Raw genomic sequence first — 21,834 nt, 5'->3', positions numbered from 1 at the left:
ACCTCTTTTTCAACTTCTTTCTGGCTTCGATGAACTGAAGCACCTGCTGCCGAAAGCTTCATAACTCATTGTTTACCAAGGAGTTTTCCGTTTCGACTGCGCCGGAAGTGGGGCGAATTATAGACATCTGAAATCTGCCGTCAACCGTTAATTTGGTTTTTCTATCAATTAGCTAAAATTGATTAAAAAACCACCAATTCAGCCCCTACTATATAGAAGAGCTGTATCAGACAACCCCAGCCTCTCTCAAAGCCGTCACATTCGCCTCCCCCAAACCAAGCACCTCACGCAATACCAGAGCCGTATGCTCCCCCAACAGCGGAGGCGCACTTCGATACTCCACCGGCGTCTTGGACAGTCGTATAGGGCTTGCCACCTGAGGCACCATCCCGGCCAGCGCATGGGGCAACGCCATCGCCAAGCCACGCGCCTTGACCTGCGGGTCGGCAAACACCTGCGCCAGATCATTGATCGGCCCACACGGCACACCAACCTGTTCCAGCTGCGTCACCCATTCAGCGGTAGTCTTGAACACCGTCGCCTGGCGAATCAACGGAATCAGCTCCGCACGATTGGCTACCCGCACCCTATTGGTAGAGAAGCGCGGATCATCCGCCCACTGTGGCTGCCCAGCCACTTCGGCAAACTTGCGGAATTGTCCGTCATTCCCGACGGTCAGGATGAAATCGCCATCTGCCGTAGGAAAGTCCTGATACGGCACGATATTCGGATGCGCATTACCCAAACGCTTCGGCGATACACCCGTCGTCAGGTAATTCATCGCCTGGTTGGCCAGACATGCAACCTGCACATCCAGCAGCGCCATATCGATATGCTGCCCACCGCCGTCATGGTCCCGATGCGCCAGCGCGGCCAGGATCGCTACAGTCGAGTAGAGCCCCGTGAGGATGTCAGTCAACGCCACGCCAACCTTTACCGGTCCAGCACCGTCATCCCCCTCAGGTCGTCCGGTCAGGCTCATGAGCCCACCCAAGCCCTGGATCATGAAGTCGTAGCCCGCACGCCCGGCATAAGGCCCTGTCTGACCAAAGCCGGTGATCGAGCAGTAGATCAATTCTGGATTGATCTCCTTGAGCGACTCATAGTCCAGCCCATACGCCGCCAGACCACCCACCTTGAAGTTCTCGATCAGAATGTCGGACTTGGCCGCCAGGTCGCGCACCAGCTTCTGCCCCTCGGGTCGCGTGAAGTCGATGGTCACCGACTCTTTATTGCGGTTGGCCGATAAGTAGTACGCCGCCTCGCTGGTGTTCTCGCCATAGGCATCCTTAAGGAAGGGCGGCCCCCACGCCCGGGTGTCATCACCACTGCCCGGCCGCTCGACCTTGATGACCTCAGCCCCAAGGTCCGCAAGAATCTGCCCGGACCAAGGCCCTGCCAGCACTCGCGATAAATCCAGTACCCGCAGATGTGAAAGCGCGCCCATGCCGTGCTCCTATTAATAGAACGCCTGAAGACCGGTTTGCGCACGCCCCAGAATCAACGCGTGCACGTCGTGAGTGCCTTCATAGGTGTTGACCACTTCCAGGTTGACCAGGTGACGGGCCACGCCAAACTCGTCGGAGATACCGTTGCCGCCCAACATATCCCGCGCCATCCGTGCGATATCCAGGGACTTGCCACAGGAGTTGCGCTTCATGATCGAAGTAATTTCAACCGCCGCCGTCCCTTCATCCTTCATACGCCCCAATCGCAGGCAGCCTTGCAAAGCCAACGTGATCTCGGTCTGCATATCGGCCAGCTTCTTCTGAATCAACTGGGTCGCCGCCAATGGTCGGCCAAACTGCTGGCGATCAAGGGTGTATTGGCGAGCGGTGTGCCAGCAAAACTCGGCAGCGCCCAACGCCCCCCAGGAGATGCCATAACGCGCGGAGTTAAGGCAGGTGAAAGGCCCCTTCAGGCCGCGGACATCCGGGAAGATGTTCTCTTCCGGCACAAACACGTTATCCATAACGATTTCGCCGGTGATCGATGCACGCAGGCCTACCTTGCCGTGAATCGCCGGTGCGCTCAGGCCTTTCCAGCCTTTCTCCAGCACGAACCCACGGATATCCCCCGCATCGTCCTTGCCCCAAACGACAAACACATCGGCAATCGGACTGTTGCTGATCCACATCTTGGCGCCCGTCAGGCTGTAGCCGCCGTCTACCTTACGTGCACGGGTAATCATCGCACCCGGATCGGAACCGTGATCCGGCTCCGTCAGACCGAAACAGCCGATCCACTCACCCGAGGCCAACTTCGGCAGATACTTTTGCTTCTGAGCCTCGGTGCCAAATTCATTGATCGGCACCATCACCAACGAAGACTGCACGCTCATCATCGAGCGGTACCCAGAGTCGACACGCTCCACTTCACGCGCGATCAACCCGTAGCAGACGTAGTTCAAGCCACTGCCACCGTACTGCTCGGGAATCATCGCCCCCAGCAAGCCGGTCTCGCCCATCTCGCGAAAGATCGCCGGGTCGGTCTTTTCATGGCGGAAGGCTTCGAGCACCCGCGGCGCCAGCTTGTCCTGGGCGAATTGCTCAGCGCTGTCGCGCACCATGCGCTCTTCTTCGGTGAGCTGTTGATCCAGCAACAGTGGATCGATCCAGTTGAAGCTTGCCTTGCCAGCCATGAATAAGTCCTCGCAAAGATAAATCAGAAGTCGTGCATGGAGCCTAGGCCGAGCGAGCGGGGAGGGCAAACGAGGTTTCCGCATAGGGTTGTGCTAATTTCTCACTCCGAAACACTCAACAGCTCCGCTCATACGATTTACATGTGAGGACAAGGTACATGCGCAGAAAAATCCCCAGCACCACCGCCCTTGTCAGTTTTGAAGCGGCGGCCCGTCACGAGAGCTTTACCAAGGCGGCGCACGAGCTTTCGATCACCCAGGGCGCCATCTGCCGACAAATCGCCAGCCTTGAGGAGTTTTTAAGTGTCGAGCTGTTTCGGCGCTCACGCCGCGGGGTCAAGCTGACAGAGGCAGGGCTGTCCTACAGCCGTCGCGTGGCCACCCAACTAGATGCCGTGGAGCGCGACACCTTGTCCGTGATGGGACAGCAGGGCGCCAACGTCATCGAACTGGCCGTGGTCCCGACATTCGGCACCCAATGGTTGATCCCCCGCCTCAAGGATTTTCAACGCCAGCACCCGGAAGTCACGGTCAACCTCACCAACCGCACACGGCCGTTCCTGTTTGCCGACACCGACTTCGACGCCGCGATCTACTTCGGTGATGCCGATTGGTCCGGTACAGAATCCCACCGACTGATGGGAGAAAACCCAGTCCCTGTGTGCAGCCCACACCTGTTGGGCGACCGCACGCACTTTTCCGCCCAGGAGATCGCGCAGCTGCCATTGCTGCAGCAGACCACCCGACCCTACGCGTGGCGCCAGTGGTTCGACGCCCAGCAATTGAACGTGCCCCGCGACATGACAGGCCCACGTTACGAGCTATTCTCGATGCTGTCCCAAGCCGCCATGCATGACATGGGCATTGCGCTGATCCCACCGTTCCTTATTCAACGCGAGCTGGATGAGCGGCGACTGGTGATCGCAAGCCCTGAGGTCCTGACCAGCGCGAAGGCCTATTACCTGATGATTCCTGACAGAAAAGTCGAATCCGCCTCGCTGCACGCGTTCAGGGACTGGCTGATCGATCAATCACAGCGCTATAGCCCCAGCATTTAAAGGCTGAAATGACTTTGTTGACTTTGTAGTCAGGCAAATTACGATCCTACAGATATACGTATATGTCGCATTTAAGCAGACTGTACTTATCGGCTGAAAATACAGCGCAAAGCCATGATTCTCATGGCCTTCAGCGACACTTGCAGGTCAATGCGCGACTATTCACACCAGCAATGGAAAAACACCCGAGAAATGCCTGCAGCCCTTTAAACCCATGTATTTGAAGAGGTTATTTCAGAGTGTTGCGACAATCAGTCACAGGGTGACTTGTAGTTAATTTTTCGTCACCCGTCATAATCCCTTGAAGGCCGTAAAGTTCGCCTGCAAAATGCCGCGCCCCGCTGTCATTTCAGCGGGATCGTGCTGATCGGCCGCCCCAGATGCGCCACTCACGGCGCACTGGCCTTTTTACAAAAAGATCAAAAGCAAAAAGATCATGCAGGAGATTTGACGTGCACATTGGTGTTCCTCTCGAAACCCAGACCGGTGAAACGCGGGTGGCTGCCACCCCGGAAACCATCAAGAAGCTGATCGGCCAGGGCCATAAGGTCACTGTACAAAGCGGCGCCGGCATTAACGCCAGCATCACTGACAGTGCCTATGAAACGGCAGGCGCAACCATTGGCAGTGCCAACGATGCGTTTGGTGCCGAGCTGATTCTCAAGGTGGTGGCCCCTAGCGACAGCGAACTCACGCTGATCAAAAGCGGCACCGTGTTGGTGGGCATGCTCAACCCGTTCAGCAACGAAACCATCGCCAAGCTCGCCGAGCGCGGCATTACCGCCTTTGCCCTCGAAGCCGCGCCGCGCACCTCGCGGGCCCAGAGCCTCGACGTGCTGTCGTCCCAGGCCAACATCGCCGGCTATAAGGCCGTGCTGCTCGCCGCTCATCACTACCCGCGCTTTATGCCGATGCTGATGACCGCCGCCGGTACCGTTAAAGCCGCTCGCGTGCTGATCCTCGGTGCGGGTGTTGCTGGCCTGCAGGCCATCGCCACGGCGAAACGTCTGGGTGCGGTGATCGAAGCGTCTGACGTACGCCCGGCGGTGAAAGAGCAGATCGAATCCCTCGGCGCCAAGTTTGTCGACGTGCCCTACGAGACCGATGAAGAACGTGAATGTGCCGTCGGCGTTGGTGGCTACGCTCGCCCAATGCCGACCAGCTGGATGCAGCGCCAAGCCCTGGCCGTGCATGAGCGCGCCAAGCAGGCTGACATCGTCATCACCACGGCACTGATCCCCGGCCGCAAAGCGCCAACTCTGCTCAGCGCCGACACTGTCGCGCAGATGAAACCCGGCTCGGTGGTCATCGACCTCGCCGCTGCTCAAGGTGGCAACTGCCCGCTGACCGTCGCCGACCAGGTTGTAGTGGAGAACGGCGTGATCATCTGCGGCCCGACCAACCTCGCCGGCGCTGTCGCCGCCGACGCCTCGGCCTTGTACGCGCGCAACCTGCTGGACTTCCTGAAGCTGGTCTTCACCAAGGAAGGGCAGTTTGAAATCAACCTCGAAGACGACATCGTCGCCGCGTGCCTGATGTGCCGCGACGGCCAAGTCATCCGCAAAAACGCCTAAGCAGGGATTCAGACGATGGAAGAGCTTATCTCCCCCGGTATCTACAACCTGATCATCTTTGTGCTGGCGATTTATGTCGGTTACCACGTGGTCTGGAACGTGACACCCGCGCTGCACACGCCATTGATGGCGGTGACCAACGCGATTTCCGCGATTGTGATCGTCGGCGCCATGCTGGCTGCCGCCCTCACCGTGACACCACTGGGCAAGACCATGGGCACCCTGGCCGTGGCTTTGGCGGCGGTGAACGTGTTCGGCGGTTTCCTGGTTACGCGCAGGATGCTTGAGATGTTCAAGAAGAAAGCCCCGAAAGTAAAAGAAGAGGCGCCGAAGTAATGAGCATGAATCTGGTAACGACGCTCTACCTGATCGCGTCGATCTGCTTCATCCAGGCCCTCAAAGGCCTGTCGCACCCGACCACCTCGCGTCGCGGCAACCTGTTCGGCATGCTCGGCATGGCGCTGGCGGTGCTCACCACCGTAGGCCTCATCTATAAGCTCGGGGCTGAGCTGGCCACTGCCGGCATTGGCTACGTGATTGTTGGCCTGCTGGTCGGCGGCACCGCCGGTTCGATCATGGCCAAGCGTGTAGAAATGACCAAGATGCCGGAGCTGGTGGCGTTCATGCACAGCATGATCGGCCTGGCAGCGGTGTTTATTGCCATCGCAGCGGTCGTCGAGCCGCAATCCCTGGGTATCGTTAAACACCTCGGTGATGCGATCCCGGCCGGTAACCGCCTGGAACTGTTCCTCGGCGCAGCCATTGGCGCCATCACCTTCTCCGGTTCGGTGATCGCGTTCGGCAAGCTGTCGGGCAAATACAAGTTCCGCCTGTTCCAGGGCGCACCGGTACAGTTCGGCGGCCAGCACAAGATCAACCTGGTGCTGGGCCTGCTGACCCTGGGCCTGGGCCTGGCGTTCATGTTCACCGGCAACCTCACCGCCTTCGCGCTGATGCTGGTCCTGGCGTTCGTGCTCGGCGTGCTGATCATCATCCCGATTGGCGGCGCCGACATGCCGGTGGTGGTGTCGATGCTCAACAGCTATTCCGGCTGGGCAGCGGCGGGTATCGGCTTCTCGCTGAACAACTCGATGCTGATCATCGCCGGTTCCCTGGTGGGCTCCAGCGGCGCGATCCTGTCGTACATCATGTGCAAGGCGATGAATCGCTCCTTCTTTAATGTACTGCTCGGCGGTTTCGGCAATGCGCCGGATGCGGGCGCCGCAGCGGGCTCCAAAGAAGCACGCCCGGTCAAATCCGGCTCGGCCGACGACGCGACCTTCCTGCTGACCAACGCCGACACCGTGATCATTGTTCCCGGCTACGGCTTGGCAGTGGCGCGGGCGCAACACGCGCTCAAGGAACTGACCGAGAAGCTCACCCACCGTGGCGTCACCGTAAAGTACGCGATCCACCCGGTGGCGGGCCGTATGCCCGGGCACATGAACGTACTGCTGGCCGAGGCCGAAGTGCCTTATGACCAGGTGTTCGAGATGGAAGACATCAACTCCGAGTTCGGCCAGGCCGACGTGGTGCTGGTGTTGGGCGCCAACGACGTGGTCAACCCGGCCGCCAAGAATGATCCGAACTCGCCGATTGCCGGTATGCCGATCCTCGAAGCGTTCAAGGCCAAGACCATCATCGTCAACAAACGCTCGATGGCCAGCGGTTATGCCGGTCTGGATAACGAACTGTTCTATCTGGACAAGACCATGATGGTCTTTGGTGATGCGAAGAAGGTCATCGAAGACATGGTCAAAGCCGTCGAGTGACACTGCTCCAGCGCAATACTCGAAACCCCGGCCTGCGATAGGCTGGGGTTTTTTATTGATCGTTCCTACGCTCTGCGTGGGAATGCATTCAGGGACGCTCCGCGCCCCGCTTTGCACACACATGAAACCCGACCAAAGGCTCTAAATCGCTGCCCGGCATTCGACCATGGTAGCGGGCCGAATTTTTTTGAAATCACTAAACTGCGCACCTTGCTTCCGTAGCCTGAGATAAGAATCCATGTACCGTGATCGCATCCGCTTGCCTTCGTTGTTAGACAAGGTCATGAGCGCGGCAGACGCCGCCGCACTGATCGAAGACGGCATGACCGTCGGCATGAGCGGCTTCACCCGCGCCGGTGAAGCCAAGGCCGTGCCCCACGCGCTAGCCGAGCGCGCCAAGACGTCGCCGCTGAAAATCACCCTGATGACCGGCGCCAGCCTTGGCAACGACCTGGACAAGCAACTGACCGAAGCCGGCGTGCTGTCCCGACGCATGCCGTTCCAGGTCGACAGCACCCTGCGCAAGGCGATCAACGCGGGCGAAGTGATGTTTATCGACCAGCACTTGTCGGAAACCGTTGAGCAACTGCGCAATAACCAGCTCAAGCTGCCGGACATTGCGGTCATCGAAGCCGTCGCGATCACCGAGCAAGGCCACATCGTGCCGACCACCTCCGTGGGCAACTCGGCCAGCTTTGCGATTTTCGCCAAACAGGTGATCGTCGAGATCAACATGGCGCACAACCCGAACCTGGAAGGGCTGCACGACATCTATATCCCGACCTATCGGCCAACCCGCACGCCAATCCCGCTGGTAAAGGTCGATGACCGCATCGGCAGCACTGCGATCCCGATCCCACCGGAGAAAATCGTCGGCATCGTCATCACCAACCAGGCCGACTCCGCGTCCACCGTGACGCCGCCTGACAGCGACACCCAAGGCATCGCCAATCACCTGATCAACTTCCTCAAGCAGGAAGTGGACGCCGGGCGCATGACCAACAAGCTTGGCCCGCTGCAGGCCGGCATCGGCAACATCGCCAACGCGGTGATGTGCGGCTTGATCGACTCACCGTTCGAAGACCTGACCATGTACTCGGAAGTGTTGCAGGACTCGACGTTCGACCTGATCGACGCGGGCAAGCTGAGCTTCGCCTCGGGCAGTTCGATCACCTTGTCGGAGCGCCGCAACGCCGACGTGTTCGGCAACCTTGAACACTATAAGGACAAGCTGGTGCTGCGCCCGCAAGAGATCTCCAACCACCCGGAAGTAGTGCGGCGCCTGGGCATTATCGGGATCAACACGGCGCTGGAGTTCGACATCTACGGCAACGTCAACTCCACCCACGTCTGCGGCACGCGGATGATGAACGGCATTGGCGGCTCCGGCGACTTTGCGCGCAATGCGCATCTGGCAATCTTTGTGACCAAGTCGATCGCCAAGGGTGGCGCGATTTCCAGCGTGGTGCCGATGGTCAGCCATGTGGACCACACCGAGCATGACGTCGATATCCTCGTGACCGAAGTCGGCCTGGCGGATTTGCGCGGCCTGGCACCACGCGAACGCGCGCGGGTGATCATCGACAACTGTGTGCACCCGGCATACCGCGATGAGTTGAACACCTATTTCGACAGGGCCTGCGCCATCGGCGGGCACACCCCGCACATCCTGCGGGAAGCCCTGAGCTGGCACATCAACCTGGAAGAAACCGGGCATATGCTCAAGGCGTGATTGATACAGATCCGGGCTGATGCAAATACAGTTTCATCAGCCCGGCGTTGTCACCGTCACTTCCGTCAAAAACTGTACTGCTGTACCGGTCATTTCCTACCGAAATATCCCACACCTCCTGCCTAAAATGCCTATTTCGCACTGTTTAAGTGCGGACAGGTACAGTTGCCCCATTTCCGTACAGTACAGCCTCCTTAAACAGTTAACTGGCCCCTCACAATACAGGTGAACTGTATCTAGAGAGTCTTGCGCCGGAGGAGGATCATTGGCATCAGTTAAACCACTACCTAATCCCGCCACAAGCGGAAGGATGTCATCATGGAACGTACACTCAGTTCCGAACTGTTCTTCGAAGAAAAAGCTGTAAACACCCAGGCTTCCCTGCCTCTGCGCGTTATCGCCAACCTGATGTTGTGGCAGCGCCGCATCTCCAGCCGCCACCAACTGGCTCGCCTGGATTCGCGTCTGCTGGCTGACGCCGGTATCAGCGAAGCTCAACGCTACGAAGAGCTGAGCAAGCCGTTCTGGCGCTGATTTAGCGCTCGCTGGCCCTGACCTGCCGGGTCCACCGCCAGCAACCTGATTTGTCAAAACAAAGCCCGCCCCGGGAGACCGGAGGCGGGCTTTGTTGTTTCTGGGATTGGGTTATTCGGCGGCAAAAACAGTAGCCCTGCGCACAGAGCGGTACAGTTTAAAAAATCAAACAGTTAAGCAGTACAATTTAGCATTGGTGTATCTGTATCGGTCACAGCGACTCGCCCAACATGGTGTTCCAGGACCTCATGAAAGAAAGGCGCCCACCATGGATACCCACATCTCTGTCTATAAACGCTGGTTCTCCACCCTTGCCAAATGGGCACGCCAAGCCCACGAACGGCGCCAGTTGGCGCAGCTCGATCATCGCGAACTGTCTGACCTCGGTATCAGCCCCGCTGATCGGATGAGCGAGCTGGCCAAGCCGTTCTGGCGTGACTAGACGGTCAAGAGGCTTTCCGAACGGATAAGCGGCGGCTTAATATCCAGCCACTACGTGGCGAACCTTGTAGTACGGGCGTCTGATCCACATTGGCCGCCTCGCGCCACCTTATCCGTTCATCTACAGGAGTCACCCCATGTCCCGTCTTCGTCTGCTGAGTGCTGCCGCTCTGTTGGCAATCGCTGCCAACGCCAACGCGACCAGCTTGATCGTGACCACTGACTCGATCGTCGGCGCGCTCAAAGCCACCTCCGACGCCACGTCCGATGCCACTTCCTCCCTGCGTGACAACAAGGTCGTGCGCGCCGCCCGTGACGACGCTGCCAGCTTCGTCGCCAGCGAAGGCGCGATCCGTGGTGTGAAACTGGAAAGCGCCCTGGCCCAGATTCGCCAACAAGCGCCCCAACTGAACACCGCGACTGACGCCCAGCTGGCCCAAGCCATCCTGGCCATCTGACAACCGGCCGCATGCCTCGGCGCTGGCTCTCGCCGGGGCATTGCGCTAGCCTTGGCGCTCGTTTTCAGTTGTCGAGTCCCATGGCTTTTTCATACCGCCTGTTCATCGCCCCTTTAGTATTTTCCGCCTGCTGGTCGCCACTGGCTTCGGCCTTTGACGTGACCACCCAGGGTACCGTCGCCAGCGCGTACGCCACCAGCAAGGTGACCTCCGCGCCATTCGACAGAAAAATCGTGGCCGCACAGGATGACGCCGCCGCGTTCATCGCCACTGACGGCCAATGGCGTGGAGCACGCCTGGAATCCGCACTGGATTACCTACGCCGCAGCCACCCAAAACTTAACGCCAGCGACCGTGAACTGGCGCAAGCAATTCTCGTCCAATAATCATCTTTGTATTTCGGAGTCATTCCATGCGTAGCCCGCTGATCGCCGCCACCCTAGGCCTGCTGTTGTTGGCCGACGTTGCCCAGGCGCAGACCTTGGTGGCCACCAGTAACATCATCGTTCGCGCCTCCGGCCGCACGATTGATTTCACCTCGGACACCACCACCTCCATCCGCGACTCGAAAATCGTCCGCGAAGCCCACGACGACGCCGCCAGCTTCGTCGCCAGCAACGGCGAGATCCGTGGCGCGCAACTCGAAGCCGCCTTCGACACCCTGCGTACCCGCGTGCCCGAAGCTCGCGACGCCAGTGATCAGACCCTCGCCGAAGCTATCCTCGCTCTGTGAGGCGCCTCACCGCCTGGCTCCTGGCGTGGACTGTCCTGCTCAGCGCAGGCGCAGCCCAGGCCAGCCTGCAACTGCGGCTCAAGACCGACGGTTTGAGCCCAGCACAGCAGCAAGCCAGCCAGGCCTTGCTCGACGAAGCGATGCGCGCACTGCCGCCACGCTTTATCGAGCAGCTTGACCGGCGCATCGATGTCGGCTGGACCGACAAGATGCCGGAGAATGCCTACGGCCAGGCCTCCCTGGTGTCCGAGCTGGACCTCAACCGCAACCTGCTCGCCAGCCTGACCGACGGCAGCGCCGCCACCCAGAAAACCAACCGCCCCCACGGCACCGTGCGCCGGGAAATGCTCGCCACCGTGCTGCATGAACTGACCCACATCTATGACCGTGCGCGCCTGTGGTCCAAAGACGACCGCGCCCTGATCAACCGTTGCAGTCGCCAGAACAACCTCACCGGCCTGATCGGCCTGCCCGACCAATGCCGTGGCCAGAATGGCCGCCGCTTTACCCTCAGCGACGACCCGCGCCTGCTGGACCTCGCCGGCTGGCCGCAATACGTCGGCCGTCGCGGTGAGCGCGAACAGCACAACCGCCAGGTCGCCCGCAGCCCGGACATATACGAAACCACCAGCCCGCTGGAATTCGTCGCGGTCAACATGGAGTACTTCCTCCTCGACCCCAGCTACGCCTGCCGCCGCCCGGCGCTGTTCCGCTACTACAAGGACCACTTCGGCTGGGCACCACCGCAACAAGACGCCTGCGCCAAGACCTACGCCTTCCTGAACGCCGGCAACGACTTCGCCAAGACACCGCTCGGGCAGATCGACCCGGAACGCGTCTACGAAATCGACTACCTGCTGGCCGAAGCCAACCAGAACCTGGTCAGCCGCTGGGGCCACAGCATGTTGCGCCTGGTGATCTGCGCGCCCGGTCGCCCACGCGGGCCGGATTGCCGGCTGGACCTGGACCAGCACCTGGTGTTGTCCTACCGCGCGTTCGTCGGTGACGTACAGCTATCGAGCTGGGACGGCCTGGTGGGCAAATACCCTTCGCGCCTATTCGTGCTGCCGCTCGCCCAAGTGATCGACGAATACACCAAGACCGAACTGCGCGGCCTCGCCTCGGTGCCGCTGAAGCTGTCACGCCAGGAAATCAACGACACCGTCGAGCACGCCGCCGAGATGCACTGGAGCTATGACGGCAACTACTTCTTCATCTCCAACAACTGCGCGGTCGAAAGCCTGAAACTGTTGCGCAGTGGCAGCGCCAACCCGCAACTGACCGGCCTGGACAACATCACCCCCAACGGCCTGCTCGAAGTGTTGAGCGCCCGTGGCCTGGCCGATACCAGCGTGCTCGACGACAAACGCAACGCCCTGCGCCTGGGTTACCACTTCGACTCGTTCCGCGAGCGCTACCAGGCGATGTTCGACGTGTTGCGCAAACACCTGCCGATCAAGCAGACCCAGGTCGAAGACTGGCTGTCCCTCAGCGCCGCCGAACGCCGCCCCTGGTTCGACAAGGCCGACCTGCGCACCAGCGCCGCACTGTTGTTGCTTGAACAGGCGAGCTACCGCAAGCAACTGATGCTGGCCCAGGACGAAGTCAAACAACGCTACCTGGGCGCCCGCGAGCTGAAAAACGGCGGCATGGAAAAGGCTAACAACACCTTGCAACAAATCCTCGCCAACAGCGGCTTCCTCAGCCGCCCGGCGGAATTGCTCGGCAGCGGCGGCTACGGCCTGCCGCAACCGTCCGAAGCCAAACGCCTGGAATCGGAAAGCGCCGAACGCCAGAAGCAGCTGCAATCGCTGACCGGTGATCTGGATAAAGAGGTGAGGGCGCTGCTGGATCCGGCCCGGGCGGATGAGATTGCGGCGTGCGAGGCCAATCTCAAGCAAGTCGGCGAACACTTGCGCAAACTGCACAAAGCCGCCGGCGGGCTCGAGCTGCCCTAAAATCTCCAGCCAAACACTATCCAAATGTGGGAGCGGGCTTGCTCGCGAAAGCGCAGTGTCAGTCGATGCATCATCAACTGACAGACTGCATTCGCGAGCAAGCCCGCTCCCACATTTGGATCTGCATAAATCCACAGATAGCGCCTCTTCCCTTCATCACCTGTTTTCCCAGCGAAAGCTGGCTGAAAGCTTTCCCGTCTAGGATCGCCTCCAACTGCCGGCACCAGACCGGCTGTACACAACAACAATGGTGATTCCCGATGTCCGTCCGTACCCGCCTGTTCGCTCCAACTCCCCCCGTACGCCTCGTGCCTTTCGTTCTGCGCTGAGCCCCACCCGGTTCGCCATTCCCTAGCCGCGCTACGCCTGGAGTATTCCTATGCTGACTTTCCTTGGCTTTGCCATGGTCATCACGTTCATGTTCCTGATCATGACCAAGCGCCTGTCTGCGCTGATCGCCTTGATCATCGTGCCGATCCTGTTCGCGCTGTTCGGCGGTTTCGCGCCGGACATCGGCCCGATGATGCTTGCGGGCATCACCAAGCTGGCGCCAACCGGCGTGATGCTGATGTTCGCCATCCTCTACTTTGCCCTGATGATCGACTCCGGCCTGTTCGACCCGGCCGTGCGCAAAATCCTCAAGATGGTCAAAGGCGACCCGCTCAAGGTTTCGGTTGGCACCGCCGTGCTGGCCCTGGTCGTCTCCCTCGACGGTGACGGCGCCACCACCTACATGATCTGCGTGGCCGCCATGCTGCCGCTGTACCAGCGCATCGGCATGAGCCCGCGGATCATGGCCGGCCTGATCATCCTCGCCGGTGGCGTGATGAACATGACGCCTTGGGGTGGCCCGACCGCCCGCGCCGCCAGTGCGCTGCATGTGGACCCCTCGGACATCTTCGTACCGATGATCCCGGCGATGGCTGCTGGCGTCGTTGCGATCCTGGTGATTGCCTACATGTACGGCCTGCGCGAGCGTGCACGCCTGGGTGAACTGCACCTGCAAGGCGACGAGATCGACCACAGCGAAATCAGCGTGTCGCAATTCCCGGATGCCCGTCGTCCGAAGCTGATCTGGTTCAACGGCGCCCTGACCTTGGCCCTGATGTGCACGCTGATCGCCGGCCTGTTGCCGCTGCCGGTGCTGTTCATGGTGGCGTTCAGTATCGCGATGATCGTCAACTACCCGTGCCTGCAGATGCAGAAAGACCGTATCGCCGCCCACTCCGGCAGCGTACTGGCGGTCACCGGCCTGATTTTCGCCGCCGGTATCTTCACCGGCATCCTGTCGGGCACCGGCATGGTCGATGCCATGTCCAAGAGCCTGTTGGCCGTCATCCCTGACGCGCTGGGCCCGTACCTGGCCGTGATCACCGCGCTGGTGAGCATGCCGTTCACCTTCTTCATGTCCAACGACGCGTTCTACTACGGCGTACTGCCCGTCCTCGCCGAAGCCGCCAGCCACTACGGCATCACTGCCGCAGAAATGGGCCGTGCGTCGATCGTCGGGCAACCTGTGCACCTGTTGAGCCCGCTGGTACCTTCGACTTACCTGCTGGTCGCGTTGGCGGGTATCGAATTTGGCGATCACCAGCGCTTCACCCTCAAGTGGGCAGTGCTGGTATGCCTGTGCATAATGGTCGCCGCTTTGCTGATGGGGATTATTCCGCTGTTCAGCACTCTATAATCGTACCAACTCAACCGCGCGGCGCTGCAGCTTGCGCGGTTTAACACTTGCTCAAAGGAATACACATGGAATGGCTGACCAATCCAGAGATCTGGATTGCCTTCTTCACCCTGACGGCCCTCGAGATCGTCCTGGGCATCGATAACATCATCATGATTTCGATCCTGGTCAGCCGCATGCCCAAGCATATGCAGGCACGCACCCGGATCTTCGGCCTGGCCCTGGCCATGGTCACGCGAATCCTGTTGCTGCTGTCGATCACCTGGGTCATGCAACTGACCGCCGACCTGTTCGTGGTCTTCGGCCAGGGAATTTCCGGGCGTGACCTGATCCTGTTCTTCGGTGGCCTGTTCCTGCTGTGGAAAAGCTCCCAGGAGATGTACCACGCGCTGGAAGGTGAAGACGAAACCCACGAAGAACCGGGCGGCAAGGGTGGCAAGTTCATCTACACCATCATCCAGATCGCGATCATCGACATCGTGTTCTCCCTGGACTCCGTGATCACTGCGGTCGGCATGGTTTCCCATGTACCGGTCATGGTCGCTGCGATTGTCGTGGCAGTACTAGTGATGATGTTGGCCGCCGGCACCATCAGCGAATTCATCGACAAGCACCCGTCGCTGAAGATGCTCGCGCTGTCGTTCCTGCTGGTCGTGGGTACCGTGCTGATCGCCGAGTCGTTCGATGTGCACGTGCCAAAAGGCTACGTTTACTTCGCCATGGCGTTCTCCCTGGCGGTAGAAGCAGTGAACATCAAGATGCGCACCGCCATCGCGAAAAAGAAGAAACAGCAGGATCCGGTGAAACTGCGCAAAGACATTCCGGGTCAATAAACCCGAGCCAGTCAAAAAGGGGCTTTCAAGCCCCTTTTTCACGTCTGCAGAAAGCTGATTTCATGACAGTTTTGTTTCAATCACCCTTTCAGCTATGCAATGCTGGCGCGCACGCCATTCGCCAACTACAGCTTAAGTACAAGACGTAGAGCGGCACGCGGCAACTTTCCTACGCTTCTCTTGAAGCGCACCCACACGGGGGCCGAGCATGCTGACCTTGCTCAATCTGCTTTCCGCCGTGACCCTGCTGATCTGGGGCACGCATATCGTCCGTACCGGCATCTTGCGGGTCTACGGCTCCAACCTGCGCCACGTCATCGGGCAGAACATGTCCAAGCGCTGGCTGGCGTTTGTCGCCGGCATCGTGGTGACCGCCATGGTGCAGAGCAGCAACGCCACGGCCATGCTGGTGACGTCGTTTGTCGGCCAAGGCCTGATGGGACTCATGCCCGCCCTGGCGACCATGCTCGGCGCCGACGTCGGTACCGCGCTGATGGCACGGGTGCTGACCTTTGACTTGTCTTGGCTGTCGCCGCTGCTGATCTTCCTCGGCGTGATTTTCTTCCTCTCACGCAAACAGACGCGGGCCGGGCAGATGGGCCGCGTCGGCATCGGCCTGGGCCTGATCGTGCTGGCCCTGCAATTGATCGTCGAAGCGGCTGGGCCGATTACCCACGCCCAAGGCGTCAAAGTCATCTTTGCCTCGCTGACCGGCGACATCCTGCTGGACGCCTTGGTCGGCGCCTTGTTCGCGATGATTTCCTACTCCAGCCTGGCCGCCGTCCTACTTACCGCAACCCTGGCCGGCGCCGGTGTGATCGGCTTGCACGTGGCCATTGGCCTGGTGATCGGCGCCAACATCGGCAGCGGCGTGCTGGCTTTCCTCAGCACCAGCATGCAAAACGCCGCCGGCCGCCAGGTGGCGCTGGGCAGCCTGCTGTACAAATTGATCGGCCTGCTGCTGATCATCCCGGTGCTCGACCCGCTCGTACGCTGGATGGACGGTTTGGACTACGGCGTGCAGGGCATGGTCATCACCTTCCACCTGCTCTACAACGTCAGCCGCTGCCTGATCCTGCTGCCGACCATCGGCCCGATGGCGCGCCTGTGTGCTTGGCTGCTGCCCGAGCGAGAAGAACTCAACGGCAAGGCCAAACCCCGTCACCTGGACCTGACCGCCTTGACCACACCCAGCCTGGCACTGGCCAACGCCGCCCGCGAGACCCTGCGCCTGGGCGACCTGATCGACAACATGCTGACCTCGATGCAGGAAGTGCTGCGCGGCAAGCAAACCGCCATCACCCAGGCCATGCGCAGCCTCAGCGATGATGTCGAAGCGCTGTACAGCGCGATCAAACTCTACCTGGCACAAATGCCCCGCGAAGACCTCAGCGAGCAAGACAGCCGACGCTGGGCCGAGATCATCGAGTTGTCGATCAACCTCAAGCTGGCCGGCGACCTGATCGAACGCATGCTGCGCAAAGTCCAACAGCAGAAAACCTCCCAACGCCGCCAGTTCTCCGAGGTCGGCCTGGAAGAACTGTCCGACCTGCACAGCCAGTTGATTGCCAACCTGCGCCTGGGCCTGTCGGTGTTTCTCAGCGCCGACCCGGAAAGCGCCCGCCAACTGCTGCGCGAGAAGCGCCGTTTTCGCGCCCAGGAACGGCGCCTGGCCCACGCCCACGTCAGCCGTTTGCAGCGCAAGATCGTACAGAGCCTGGAGACCAGTTCCCTGCATCTAGAACTGATTGCCGACATGAAACGTCTCAACTCGTTGTTTTGCAGCAGTGCCTACGTAGTGTTGGAAACGTCCGACACCGGCGCACTCTCCGCCGAAGATATTGCCGACATCACACATTCGCCCTGAACGTACGATGGCCCGTGAAGTCAGTTAACACTGACCTCACTCGCCAGGAAGCCAGTTATGCGTCGCCTGTTATTCATCTGCCTGCTCGTGGGTTCTGCCCACGCCTTTGCCTTTGACCGCCTGCAAGTCGAGGGCTATACCTTGCCCAACGGCCTGCAATTGCTGCTCAAGCCGGGCACCGAGCGCGGGCATGTGGCGATCCGCCTGGTGGTCGGCGTCGGCCTGGATGACTTCGCCTGCGCAGACAAGGAACTGCCGCACCTGCTCGAACACCTGCTGTTCAGCGGCATCGACGGCGGCGGCGAAGGCGACCTGGAAGACCGCATGCAAGCCCTGGGCGGCGAGTGGAACGCCTACACCAGCAACGCCGACACCACCTTCGTGATCGAGGCGCCGGCGCAAAACCAGCGCAAGGTGCTCGACCTGCTGCTGGCGATCATCACCCGCACCGAACTGACCGACGCCAATATCAACGCGGCCAAGCAGGTGGTGGAGCGTGAGGACGGCGGCCATTACTCCCACCTGCAACGCCTGCTCGACCGCCAGGACCTCGGCCACACCGCCAGCAATCAACTCGCCGTGGAACTGGGGCTCAAGTGCGCCGAACGTGCTGAAGTCGGCCAGTTGACCCGTGACCAGTTGGAGGACCTGCGCAAACACTGGTACGCCCCCAATAACATGACCCTGATCATCGTCGGCGATCTCGACAAACTCCTGCCGGCCTACCTGGAACGCACCTACGGCCAGCTCGCCCCGGTCGATCCCAGCGAACACCGTGAACTGCCGCAAATCCAGCACGCCGCCGCCAGCCAGCGCGAACTGATCCACGGCTGGGTCGGTGACAGCGCCAAGCTGCACTGGCTGTTCCCCGAACCGATGCTGGACGACCAGCACGATGAAACCTACGACCTGCTCAAGGACTACCTCGACTGGGCGCTGTATCGCCAGCTACGCCTCAAGCACACTTTGTCCTACGGCCCGTGGAGCGAGCGTGAAGTGCTGGGCGGCGTCGGTTTCCTCAGCCTGAATGCCGACCTGGAGCGGGAAAACCTGCCTGACGCCGAGCAAGTGCTGAAAAACCTACAGGCGCAACTGCTCAAGGACGGCCTCGACCCGGCCGTTTTCGCACGCCTGCAACAAGCCGCCATTGCCCGCCAAGCCTGGGCCGTGCAGGGCAACAGCGCCCTGGCCGATTACTACTGGGCCGCCTCGGGCGACTACAACAACGGCCACTTCAGCGACCCGGTCAAACGCATCAAGGCGGTAAGCCTGGACCAGACCAACCAGGCCATGCGCCAAGTGTTCAAGCAGCCGGGCTACTGGCGCATCGAGAAACCGCTGCTGAGCTACGACACCCTCAGCTGGATCGGCGCCGGTGTACTCGGGTTGATTGCGATTGTGTTGATCGGCGTGCGGGTTTATCGCAAACGGATCGCGTAATCAGCCACCGAGCACAGGGCTAAGACGTTATTCTGTCTGGGATTTTTCCTACGAAGACTGCGAACCGCCGAATGCAAAACCTGACCCGCATAATCACCCGCGTCCTCGAACTGATGAAGCGCTACCCAGGGGTGATTGCACTCGGCGGCTTTATCTCGGGGGTGTGCAGCTTCATTCTGGTGGATCGCCAGCAGGGCATGGCCAGTTGGATCGCGGTGATCATGCTGGTGAGCTGGCTGTGGTTGATGCTGGAAAACAGCTTTACCCAGCTGTTTGCCAAAGTCTTCAAACGCGAAATTCCCGAGCCGCTGCTGCGCTACGCCACCCAGATGATCCACCAGGAAAGTCTGTTCTTTGTGCTGCCATTCTTTTTCGTCACCACCGCCTGGAACAGCGGCCAATCGCTGTTCACCGGCCTGCTCGGCGCGGCGGCACTGGTGTCGATCGTCGACCCGCTGTACTACAAGTGGCTGGCGCCCAAGCGCTCGTTGTTCCTCGCGCTGCACACCCTGACCCTGTTCGCCGCGCTGCTCACTGCGCTGCCGATCATCCTGCACCTGACCACCGCCGAGAGCTACAAGCTGGCCCTGGGCGTGGCCATGGCGCTGTCGATCCCCAGCCTGGCGGTCAGCCTGCCGCTGCGCAGCCTCAAAGGCTGGGCGATGCTAATGGGCGTGACGGCCGCGATTGGCTGCGCGGGTTGGTTCCTACGCAGTTGGGTACCACCGGCCACCCTGTGGATGACAGAAGTGGCCATCAGCACCCAACTGCAAGACCGCACGCCGGGTGACGACCTCAAGGAAGTCACCATCGCCCAACTGCGCACTGACGGGCTGTACGCCTACACCGCGATCAATGCGCCGCGCGGCCTGGATGAGCGGATCTACCACGTGTGGAAATTCAACGGCAAAGAGGTCGACCGCATCGCCCTGGATATCCATGGTGGGCGCAAGGAAGGCTATCGCGCCTGGACCCATAAACAGAATTTCCCAGGTGATGCCGTGGGCCGCTGGCAAGTGCAGGTGCTCACCGAAGACGGCCAGGTGATCGGCGTGCTGCGCTTCAAAGTCATCGACGCAGCACAAACGGACAACCCAAAGTAGGCAGGATCGTGCTATTACGTAGGAATTGTGGATAGCCAAACAAGCTCGGAGCTTATGACCAGTAGTACCTCGGCCGGCGCAGCCCATCTCGATACGTCCTCCACGCCTCCGTTACTGCGGATTACGGGGGACTGGACGCTCGCCCACTACGCAGACCTGAAAAAGCTGTCGGACACGCTCGACGGCCAATACGACGCCGGCGCCCGCATCGACCTCAACGGCCTCGGCGCCCTGGATACCGCCGGCGCGTCGCTGCTGGTGGAATTGCTCGGGCCCACCCGTATCGAGCAATCCGCCGAGCAGAGCGATTGCAGCCTGTCTGCCGCCGACCGCGCGCTGCTCAAGACCGTCTACCGCTCCCTCAACGATTTTTGTGTGCCCGACAAAGCCCCGGAAGAAGCCACCGGCATCCAGGTGTTGGCGCGCATTGGCCGGGCGGTGGATAAAGTCTGGCAAGACAGCAAACAACTGCTGGGCTTTATCGGCCTGATCCTCGAGACCTTTGCCCGGGGGATTTTCCGTCCCAAGCGCTGGCGCATCACGCCGATGGTCGCGCACATCGAACAGACCGGCCTCGACGCGGCGCCCATCGTCGCCTTGCTGACCTTCCTGGTCGGCGCCGTGGTCGCGTTTCTCGGTGCCACGGTGCTCAAGAGCTTTGGCGCGACGATTTTCACCGTGGACCTGGTGGCGTTCTCTTTCCTACGGGAATTCGGCGTATTGCTCACCGCGATCCTGATCGCCGGCCGCACCGCCAGTGCCTTTACCGCACAAATCGGCTCGATGAAGGCCAACGAAGAAATCGACGCCATCCGCACCCTCGGCCTCGACCCGATGGAGCTGCTGGTATTGCCACGGGTGCTGGCCCTGCTGGTGTCGCTGCCGATGCTGACGTTTTTGGCGATGCTCTCGGGCATTGTCGGCGGTGGCGTGGTGTGTGCCGTGGCGCTGGATATTTCGCCGGCGATGTTTCTCTCGCTGCTCAAATCCGACATCGGCGTGCAGCATTTCCTCGTGGGCATGGTGAAAGCGCCGATCTTCGCCTTCCTGATTGCGGCCATCGGTTGCCTGGAAGGCTTCAAGGTCAGCGGCAGTGCCGAGTCGGTCGGCGCCCACACCACCTCCAGCGTGGTGCAATCGATCTTTGTGGTGATCGTGCTGGATGCGGTCGCCGCGCTGTTCTTCATGGAGATGGGCTGGTGAGTCGCTTACACCGTGCGCCCACTGAGGCGGTGATTGAAGTGCGCGGGCTGTGCAACCGCTTTGGCAGCCAGAGCGTGCACGAGAACCTCGACCTGGATTTGTACAAGGGCGAGATTCTCGCCGTGGTCGGCGGTTCCGGCAGCGGCAAGTCGGTACTGCTGCGCAGCATCGTCGGCCTGCGCCGGCCCAGCGAAGGCGAGGTGCGGGTGTTTGGCAAGAACCTGCCCAGTCTCTCGGAACATGAGCGTTCCCTGGTGGAGCGGCGCTTTGGCGTGCTGTTCCAGAAGGGCGCGCTGTTTTCCTCGCTGACGGTGACCGAGAACGTCGCGCTGCCGTTGATCGAACACGCCGGCCTCAGCCGCCGCGATGCCGAGCACTTGGCGGCGGTCAAGCTGGCCCTGGCCGGGTTGCCATTGTCGGCAGCCGACAAATACCCGGCGTCGCTGTCCGGCGGCATGATCAAGCGCGCCGCCCTGGCCCGCGCCTTGGCCCTGGACCCGGACATCCTATTCCTCGACGAACCCACCGCGGGCCTCGACCCGATTGGCGCGGCGCAATTCGACCAACTGATCCTGACCCTGCGCGATGCGCTGGGCCTGAGCGTGTTCCTGGTCACCCATGACCTGGACACGCTGTACACCATCACCGACCGCGTGGCGGTGCTGGCGCAGAAAAAAGTACTGGTGGCGGATGCCATCGATGTCGTCTCGGAAACCGACGACGCCTGGATTCACGAATATTTCCACGGCCCCCGGGGCCGTGCGGCATTGGATGCCGCTCAACCGCTCAACGAGGTATGA

20 protein-coding genes are annotated in these 21,834 nt (G+C 60.7%); 18 read left to right on the top strand and 2 right to left on the bottom strand.

What is annotated here, in order from left to right:
* Nucleotides 1-226: 226 nt before the first annotated feature.
* Together DBR46_RS17020 and DBR46_RS17015 are read right to left on the bottom strand one after the other, a co-directional pair.
* The gene (locus DBR46_RS17020; RefSeq protein ID WP_124527114.1) at nucleotides 227-1,447 is read right to left on the bottom strand and encodes a CaiB/BaiF CoA-transferase family protein; all 1,221 of its coding nucleotides are present in this window, start codon (nucleotides 1,445-1,447) and stop codon (nucleotides 227-229) included.
* A 12-nt stretch (nucleotides 1,448-1,459) separates the two neighbouring features.
* Entirely contained in the window at nucleotides 1,460-2,641 is a 1,182-nt protein-coding gene (locus DBR46_RS17015) for an acyl-CoA dehydrogenase (protein WP_124527113.1), read from the bottom strand.
* 158 nt (nucleotides 2,642-2,799) lie between these two features.
* On the opposite strand from DBR46_RS17015, the gene DBR46_RS17010 reads away from it, so the two are divergent.
* From DBR46_RS17010 to DBR46_RS16925, 18 genes are all read left to right on the top strand, one after another.
* On the top strand, nucleotides 2,800-3,699 hold the full coding sequence (locus DBR46_RS17010; protein ID WP_177414071.1) for a LysR family transcriptional regulator: 900 nt from the start codon (nucleotides 2,800-2,802) through the stop codon (nucleotides 3,697-3,699).
* A gap of 452 nt (nucleotides 3,700-4,151) precedes the next feature.
* A complete protein-coding gene (locus tag DBR46_RS17005; RefSeq protein WP_124527111.1) occupies nucleotides 4,152-5,273 on the top strand; it encodes a Re/Si-specific NAD(P)(+) transhydrogenase subunit alpha in 1,122 nt (373 codons plus the stop codon).
* 15 nt (nucleotides 5,274-5,288) lie between these two features.
* The gene (locus DBR46_RS17000) at nucleotides 5,289-5,609 is read left to right on the top strand and encodes an NAD(P) transhydrogenase subunit alpha (RefSeq protein WP_003187417.1); all 321 of its coding nucleotides are present in this window, start codon (nucleotides 5,289-5,291) and stop codon (nucleotides 5,607-5,609) included.
* Nucleotides 5,609-7,045, top strand: coding sequence for an NAD(P)(+) transhydrogenase (Re/Si-specific) subunit beta (locus DBR46_RS16995; RefSeq protein ID WP_124527110.1), 1,437 nt, complete (start codon nucleotides 5,609-5,611; stop codon nucleotides 7,043-7,045). The genes DBR46_RS17000 and DBR46_RS16995 overlap by 1 nt, the downstream gene beginning before the upstream one ends.
* Nucleotides 7,046-7,283: 238 nt before the next feature.
* The gene (locus DBR46_RS16990; RefSeq protein WP_124527109.1) at nucleotides 7,284-8,777 is read left to right on the top strand and encodes an acetyl-CoA hydrolase/transferase family protein; all 1,494 of its coding nucleotides are present in this window, start codon (nucleotides 7,284-7,286) and stop codon (nucleotides 8,775-8,777) included.
* Nucleotides 8,778-9,095: 318 nt separating this feature from the next.
* A complete protein-coding gene (locus DBR46_RS16985) occupies nucleotides 9,096-9,311 on the top strand; it encodes a DUF1127 domain-containing protein (RefSeq protein WP_012721550.1) in 216 nt (71 codons plus the stop codon).
* A gap of 268 nt (nucleotides 9,312-9,579) precedes the next feature.
* On the top strand, nucleotides 9,580-9,753 hold the full coding sequence (locus DBR46_RS16980; RefSeq protein ID WP_124527108.1) for a DUF1127 domain-containing protein: 174 nt from the start codon (nucleotides 9,580-9,582) through the stop codon (nucleotides 9,751-9,753).
* A gap of 136 nt (nucleotides 9,754-9,889) precedes the next feature.
* Nucleotides 9,890-10,210 carry a DUF2388 domain-containing protein gene (locus tag DBR46_RS16975; protein WP_124527107.1) on the top strand — a complete coding sequence of 107 codons (321 nt, stop codon included), beginning with the start codon at nucleotides 9,890-9,892 and terminating at the stop codon, nucleotides 10,208-10,210.
* Nucleotides 10,211-10,290: 80 nt separating this feature from the next.
* On the top strand, nucleotides 10,291-10,596 hold the full coding sequence (locus tag DBR46_RS16970; RefSeq protein ID WP_124527106.1) for a DUF2388 domain-containing protein: 306 nt from the start codon (nucleotides 10,291-10,293) through the stop codon (nucleotides 10,594-10,596).
* Between the two features lie 26 nt (nucleotides 10,597-10,622).
* Nucleotides 10,623-10,943: a DUF2388 domain-containing protein gene (locus tag DBR46_RS16965; protein WP_124527105.1), complete on the top strand. Its 321-nt coding sequence runs from the start codon at nucleotides 10,623-10,625 to the stop codon at nucleotides 10,941-10,943.
* Nucleotides 10,940-12,901, top strand: a complete 1,962-nt coding sequence (locus tag DBR46_RS16960; protein WP_124527104.1) for a DUF4105 domain-containing protein — start codon at nucleotides 10,940-10,942, stop codon at nucleotides 12,899-12,901. The genes DBR46_RS16965 and DBR46_RS16960 overlap by 4 nt, the downstream gene beginning before the upstream one ends.
* A 379-nt stretch (nucleotides 12,902-13,280) precedes the next feature.
* Nucleotides 13,281-14,588, top strand: a complete 1,308-nt coding sequence (locus DBR46_RS16955) for a CitMHS family transporter (protein WP_124527103.1) — start codon at nucleotides 13,281-13,283, stop codon at nucleotides 14,586-14,588.
* A 65-nt stretch (nucleotides 14,589-14,653) separates the two neighbouring features.
* Entirely contained in the window at nucleotides 14,654-15,421 is a 768-nt protein-coding gene (locus DBR46_RS16950) for a TerC family protein (protein WP_017734669.1), read from the top strand.
* A 208-nt stretch (nucleotides 15,422-15,629) separates the two neighbouring features.
* Nucleotides 15,630-17,288 carry a Na/Pi cotransporter family protein gene (locus DBR46_RS16945; RefSeq protein ID WP_124527102.1) on the top strand — a complete coding sequence of 553 codons (1,659 nt, stop codon included), beginning with the start codon at nucleotides 15,630-15,632 and terminating at the stop codon, nucleotides 17,286-17,288.
* Nucleotides 17,289-17,345: 57 nt separating this feature from the next.
* Nucleotides 17,346-18,728, top strand: coding sequence for a pitrilysin family protein (locus tag DBR46_RS16940; protein WP_124527101.1), 1,383 nt, complete (start codon nucleotides 17,346-17,348; stop codon nucleotides 18,726-18,728).
* Between the two features lie 71 nt (nucleotides 18,729-18,799).
* The gene (locus tag DBR46_RS16935; RefSeq protein ID WP_124527100.1) at nucleotides 18,800-19,831 is read left to right on the top strand and encodes a DUF5924 family protein; all 1,032 of its coding nucleotides are present in this window, start codon (nucleotides 18,800-18,802) and stop codon (nucleotides 19,829-19,831) included.
* A gap of 54 nt (nucleotides 19,832-19,885) precedes the next feature.
* The gene (locus DBR46_RS16930; RefSeq protein WP_124527099.1) at nucleotides 19,886-21,034 is read left to right on the top strand and encodes an ABC transporter permease; all 1,149 of its coding nucleotides are present in this window, start codon (nucleotides 19,886-19,888) and stop codon (nucleotides 21,032-21,034) included.
* The gene (locus tag DBR46_RS16925; protein ID WP_124527098.1) at nucleotides 21,031-21,834 is read left to right on the top strand and encodes an ABC transporter ATP-binding protein; all 804 of its coding nucleotides are present in this window, start codon (nucleotides 21,031-21,033) and stop codon (nucleotides 21,832-21,834) included. Before DBR46_RS16930 ends, DBR46_RS16925 begins: the two co-directional genes overlap by 4 nt.

The sequence above is a fragment of the Pseudomonas sp. KBW05 genome, from assembly GCF_003852405.1.
Lineage (GTDB): Bacteria > Pseudomonadota > Gammaproteobacteria > Pseudomonadales > Pseudomonadaceae > Aquipseudomonas.
The sequence above is the reverse complement of the archived record's forward strand: the minus strand, read 5'-3'. Positions and strand labels throughout refer to the sequence as shown.

Bases quoted from the DNA above. Each gene is read 5' to 3' on its own strand.
- DBR46_RS17020 (WP_124527114.1), bottom strand. From the start codon at position 1,447: ATGGGCGCGCTTTCACATCTGCGGGTACTGGATTTATCGCGAGTGCTG.
- DBR46_RS17015 (WP_124527113.1), bottom strand. From the start codon at position 2,641: ATGGCTGGCAAGGCAAGCTTCAACTGGATCGATCCACTGTTGCTGGAT.
- DBR46_RS17010 (WP_177414071.1), top strand. From the start codon at position 2,800: ATGCGCAGAAAAATCCCCAGCACCACCGCCCTTGTCAGTTTTGAAGCG.
- DBR46_RS17000 (WP_003187417.1), top strand. From the start codon at position 5,289: ATGGAAGAGCTTATCTCCCCCGGTATCTACAACCTGATCATCTTTGTG.
- DBR46_RS16995 (WP_124527110.1), top strand. From the start codon at position 5,609: ATGAGCATGAATCTGGTAACGACGCTCTACCTGATCGCGTCGATCTGC.
- DBR46_RS16990 (WP_124527109.1), top strand. From the start codon at position 7,284: ATGTACCGTGATCGCATCCGCTTGCCTTCGTTGTTAGACAAGGTCATG.
- DBR46_RS16985 (WP_012721550.1), top strand. From the start codon at position 9,096: ATGGAACGTACACTCAGTTCCGAACTGTTCTTCGAAGAAAAAGCTGTA.
- DBR46_RS16980 (WP_124527108.1), top strand. From the start codon at position 9,580: ATGGATACCCACATCTCTGTCTATAAACGCTGGTTCTCCACCCTTGCC.
- DBR46_RS16975 (WP_124527107.1), top strand. From the start codon at position 9,890: ATGTCCCGTCTTCGTCTGCTGAGTGCTGCCGCTCTGTTGGCAATCGCT.
- DBR46_RS16970 (WP_124527106.1), top strand. From the start codon at position 10,291: ATGGCTTTTTCATACCGCCTGTTCATCGCCCCTTTAGTATTTTCCGCC.
- DBR46_RS16965 (WP_124527105.1), top strand. From the start codon at position 10,623: ATGCGTAGCCCGCTGATCGCCGCCACCCTAGGCCTGCTGTTGTTGGCC.
- DBR46_RS16955 (WP_124527103.1), top strand. From the start codon at position 13,281: ATGCTGACTTTCCTTGGCTTTGCCATGGTCATCACGTTCATGTTCCTG.
- DBR46_RS16950 (WP_017734669.1), top strand. From the start codon at position 14,654: ATGGAATGGCTGACCAATCCAGAGATCTGGATTGCCTTCTTCACCCTG.
- DBR46_RS16945 (WP_124527102.1), top strand. From the start codon at position 15,630: ATGCTGACCTTGCTCAATCTGCTTTCCGCCGTGACCCTGCTGATCTGG.
- DBR46_RS16940 (WP_124527101.1), top strand. From the start codon at position 17,346: ATGCGTCGCCTGTTATTCATCTGCCTGCTCGTGGGTTCTGCCCACGCC.
- DBR46_RS16935 (WP_124527100.1), top strand. From the start codon at position 18,800: ATGCAAAACCTGACCCGCATAATCACCCGCGTCCTCGAACTGATGAAG.
- DBR46_RS16930 (WP_124527099.1), top strand. From the start codon at position 19,886: ATGACCAGTAGTACCTCGGCCGGCGCAGCCCATCTCGATACGTCCTCC.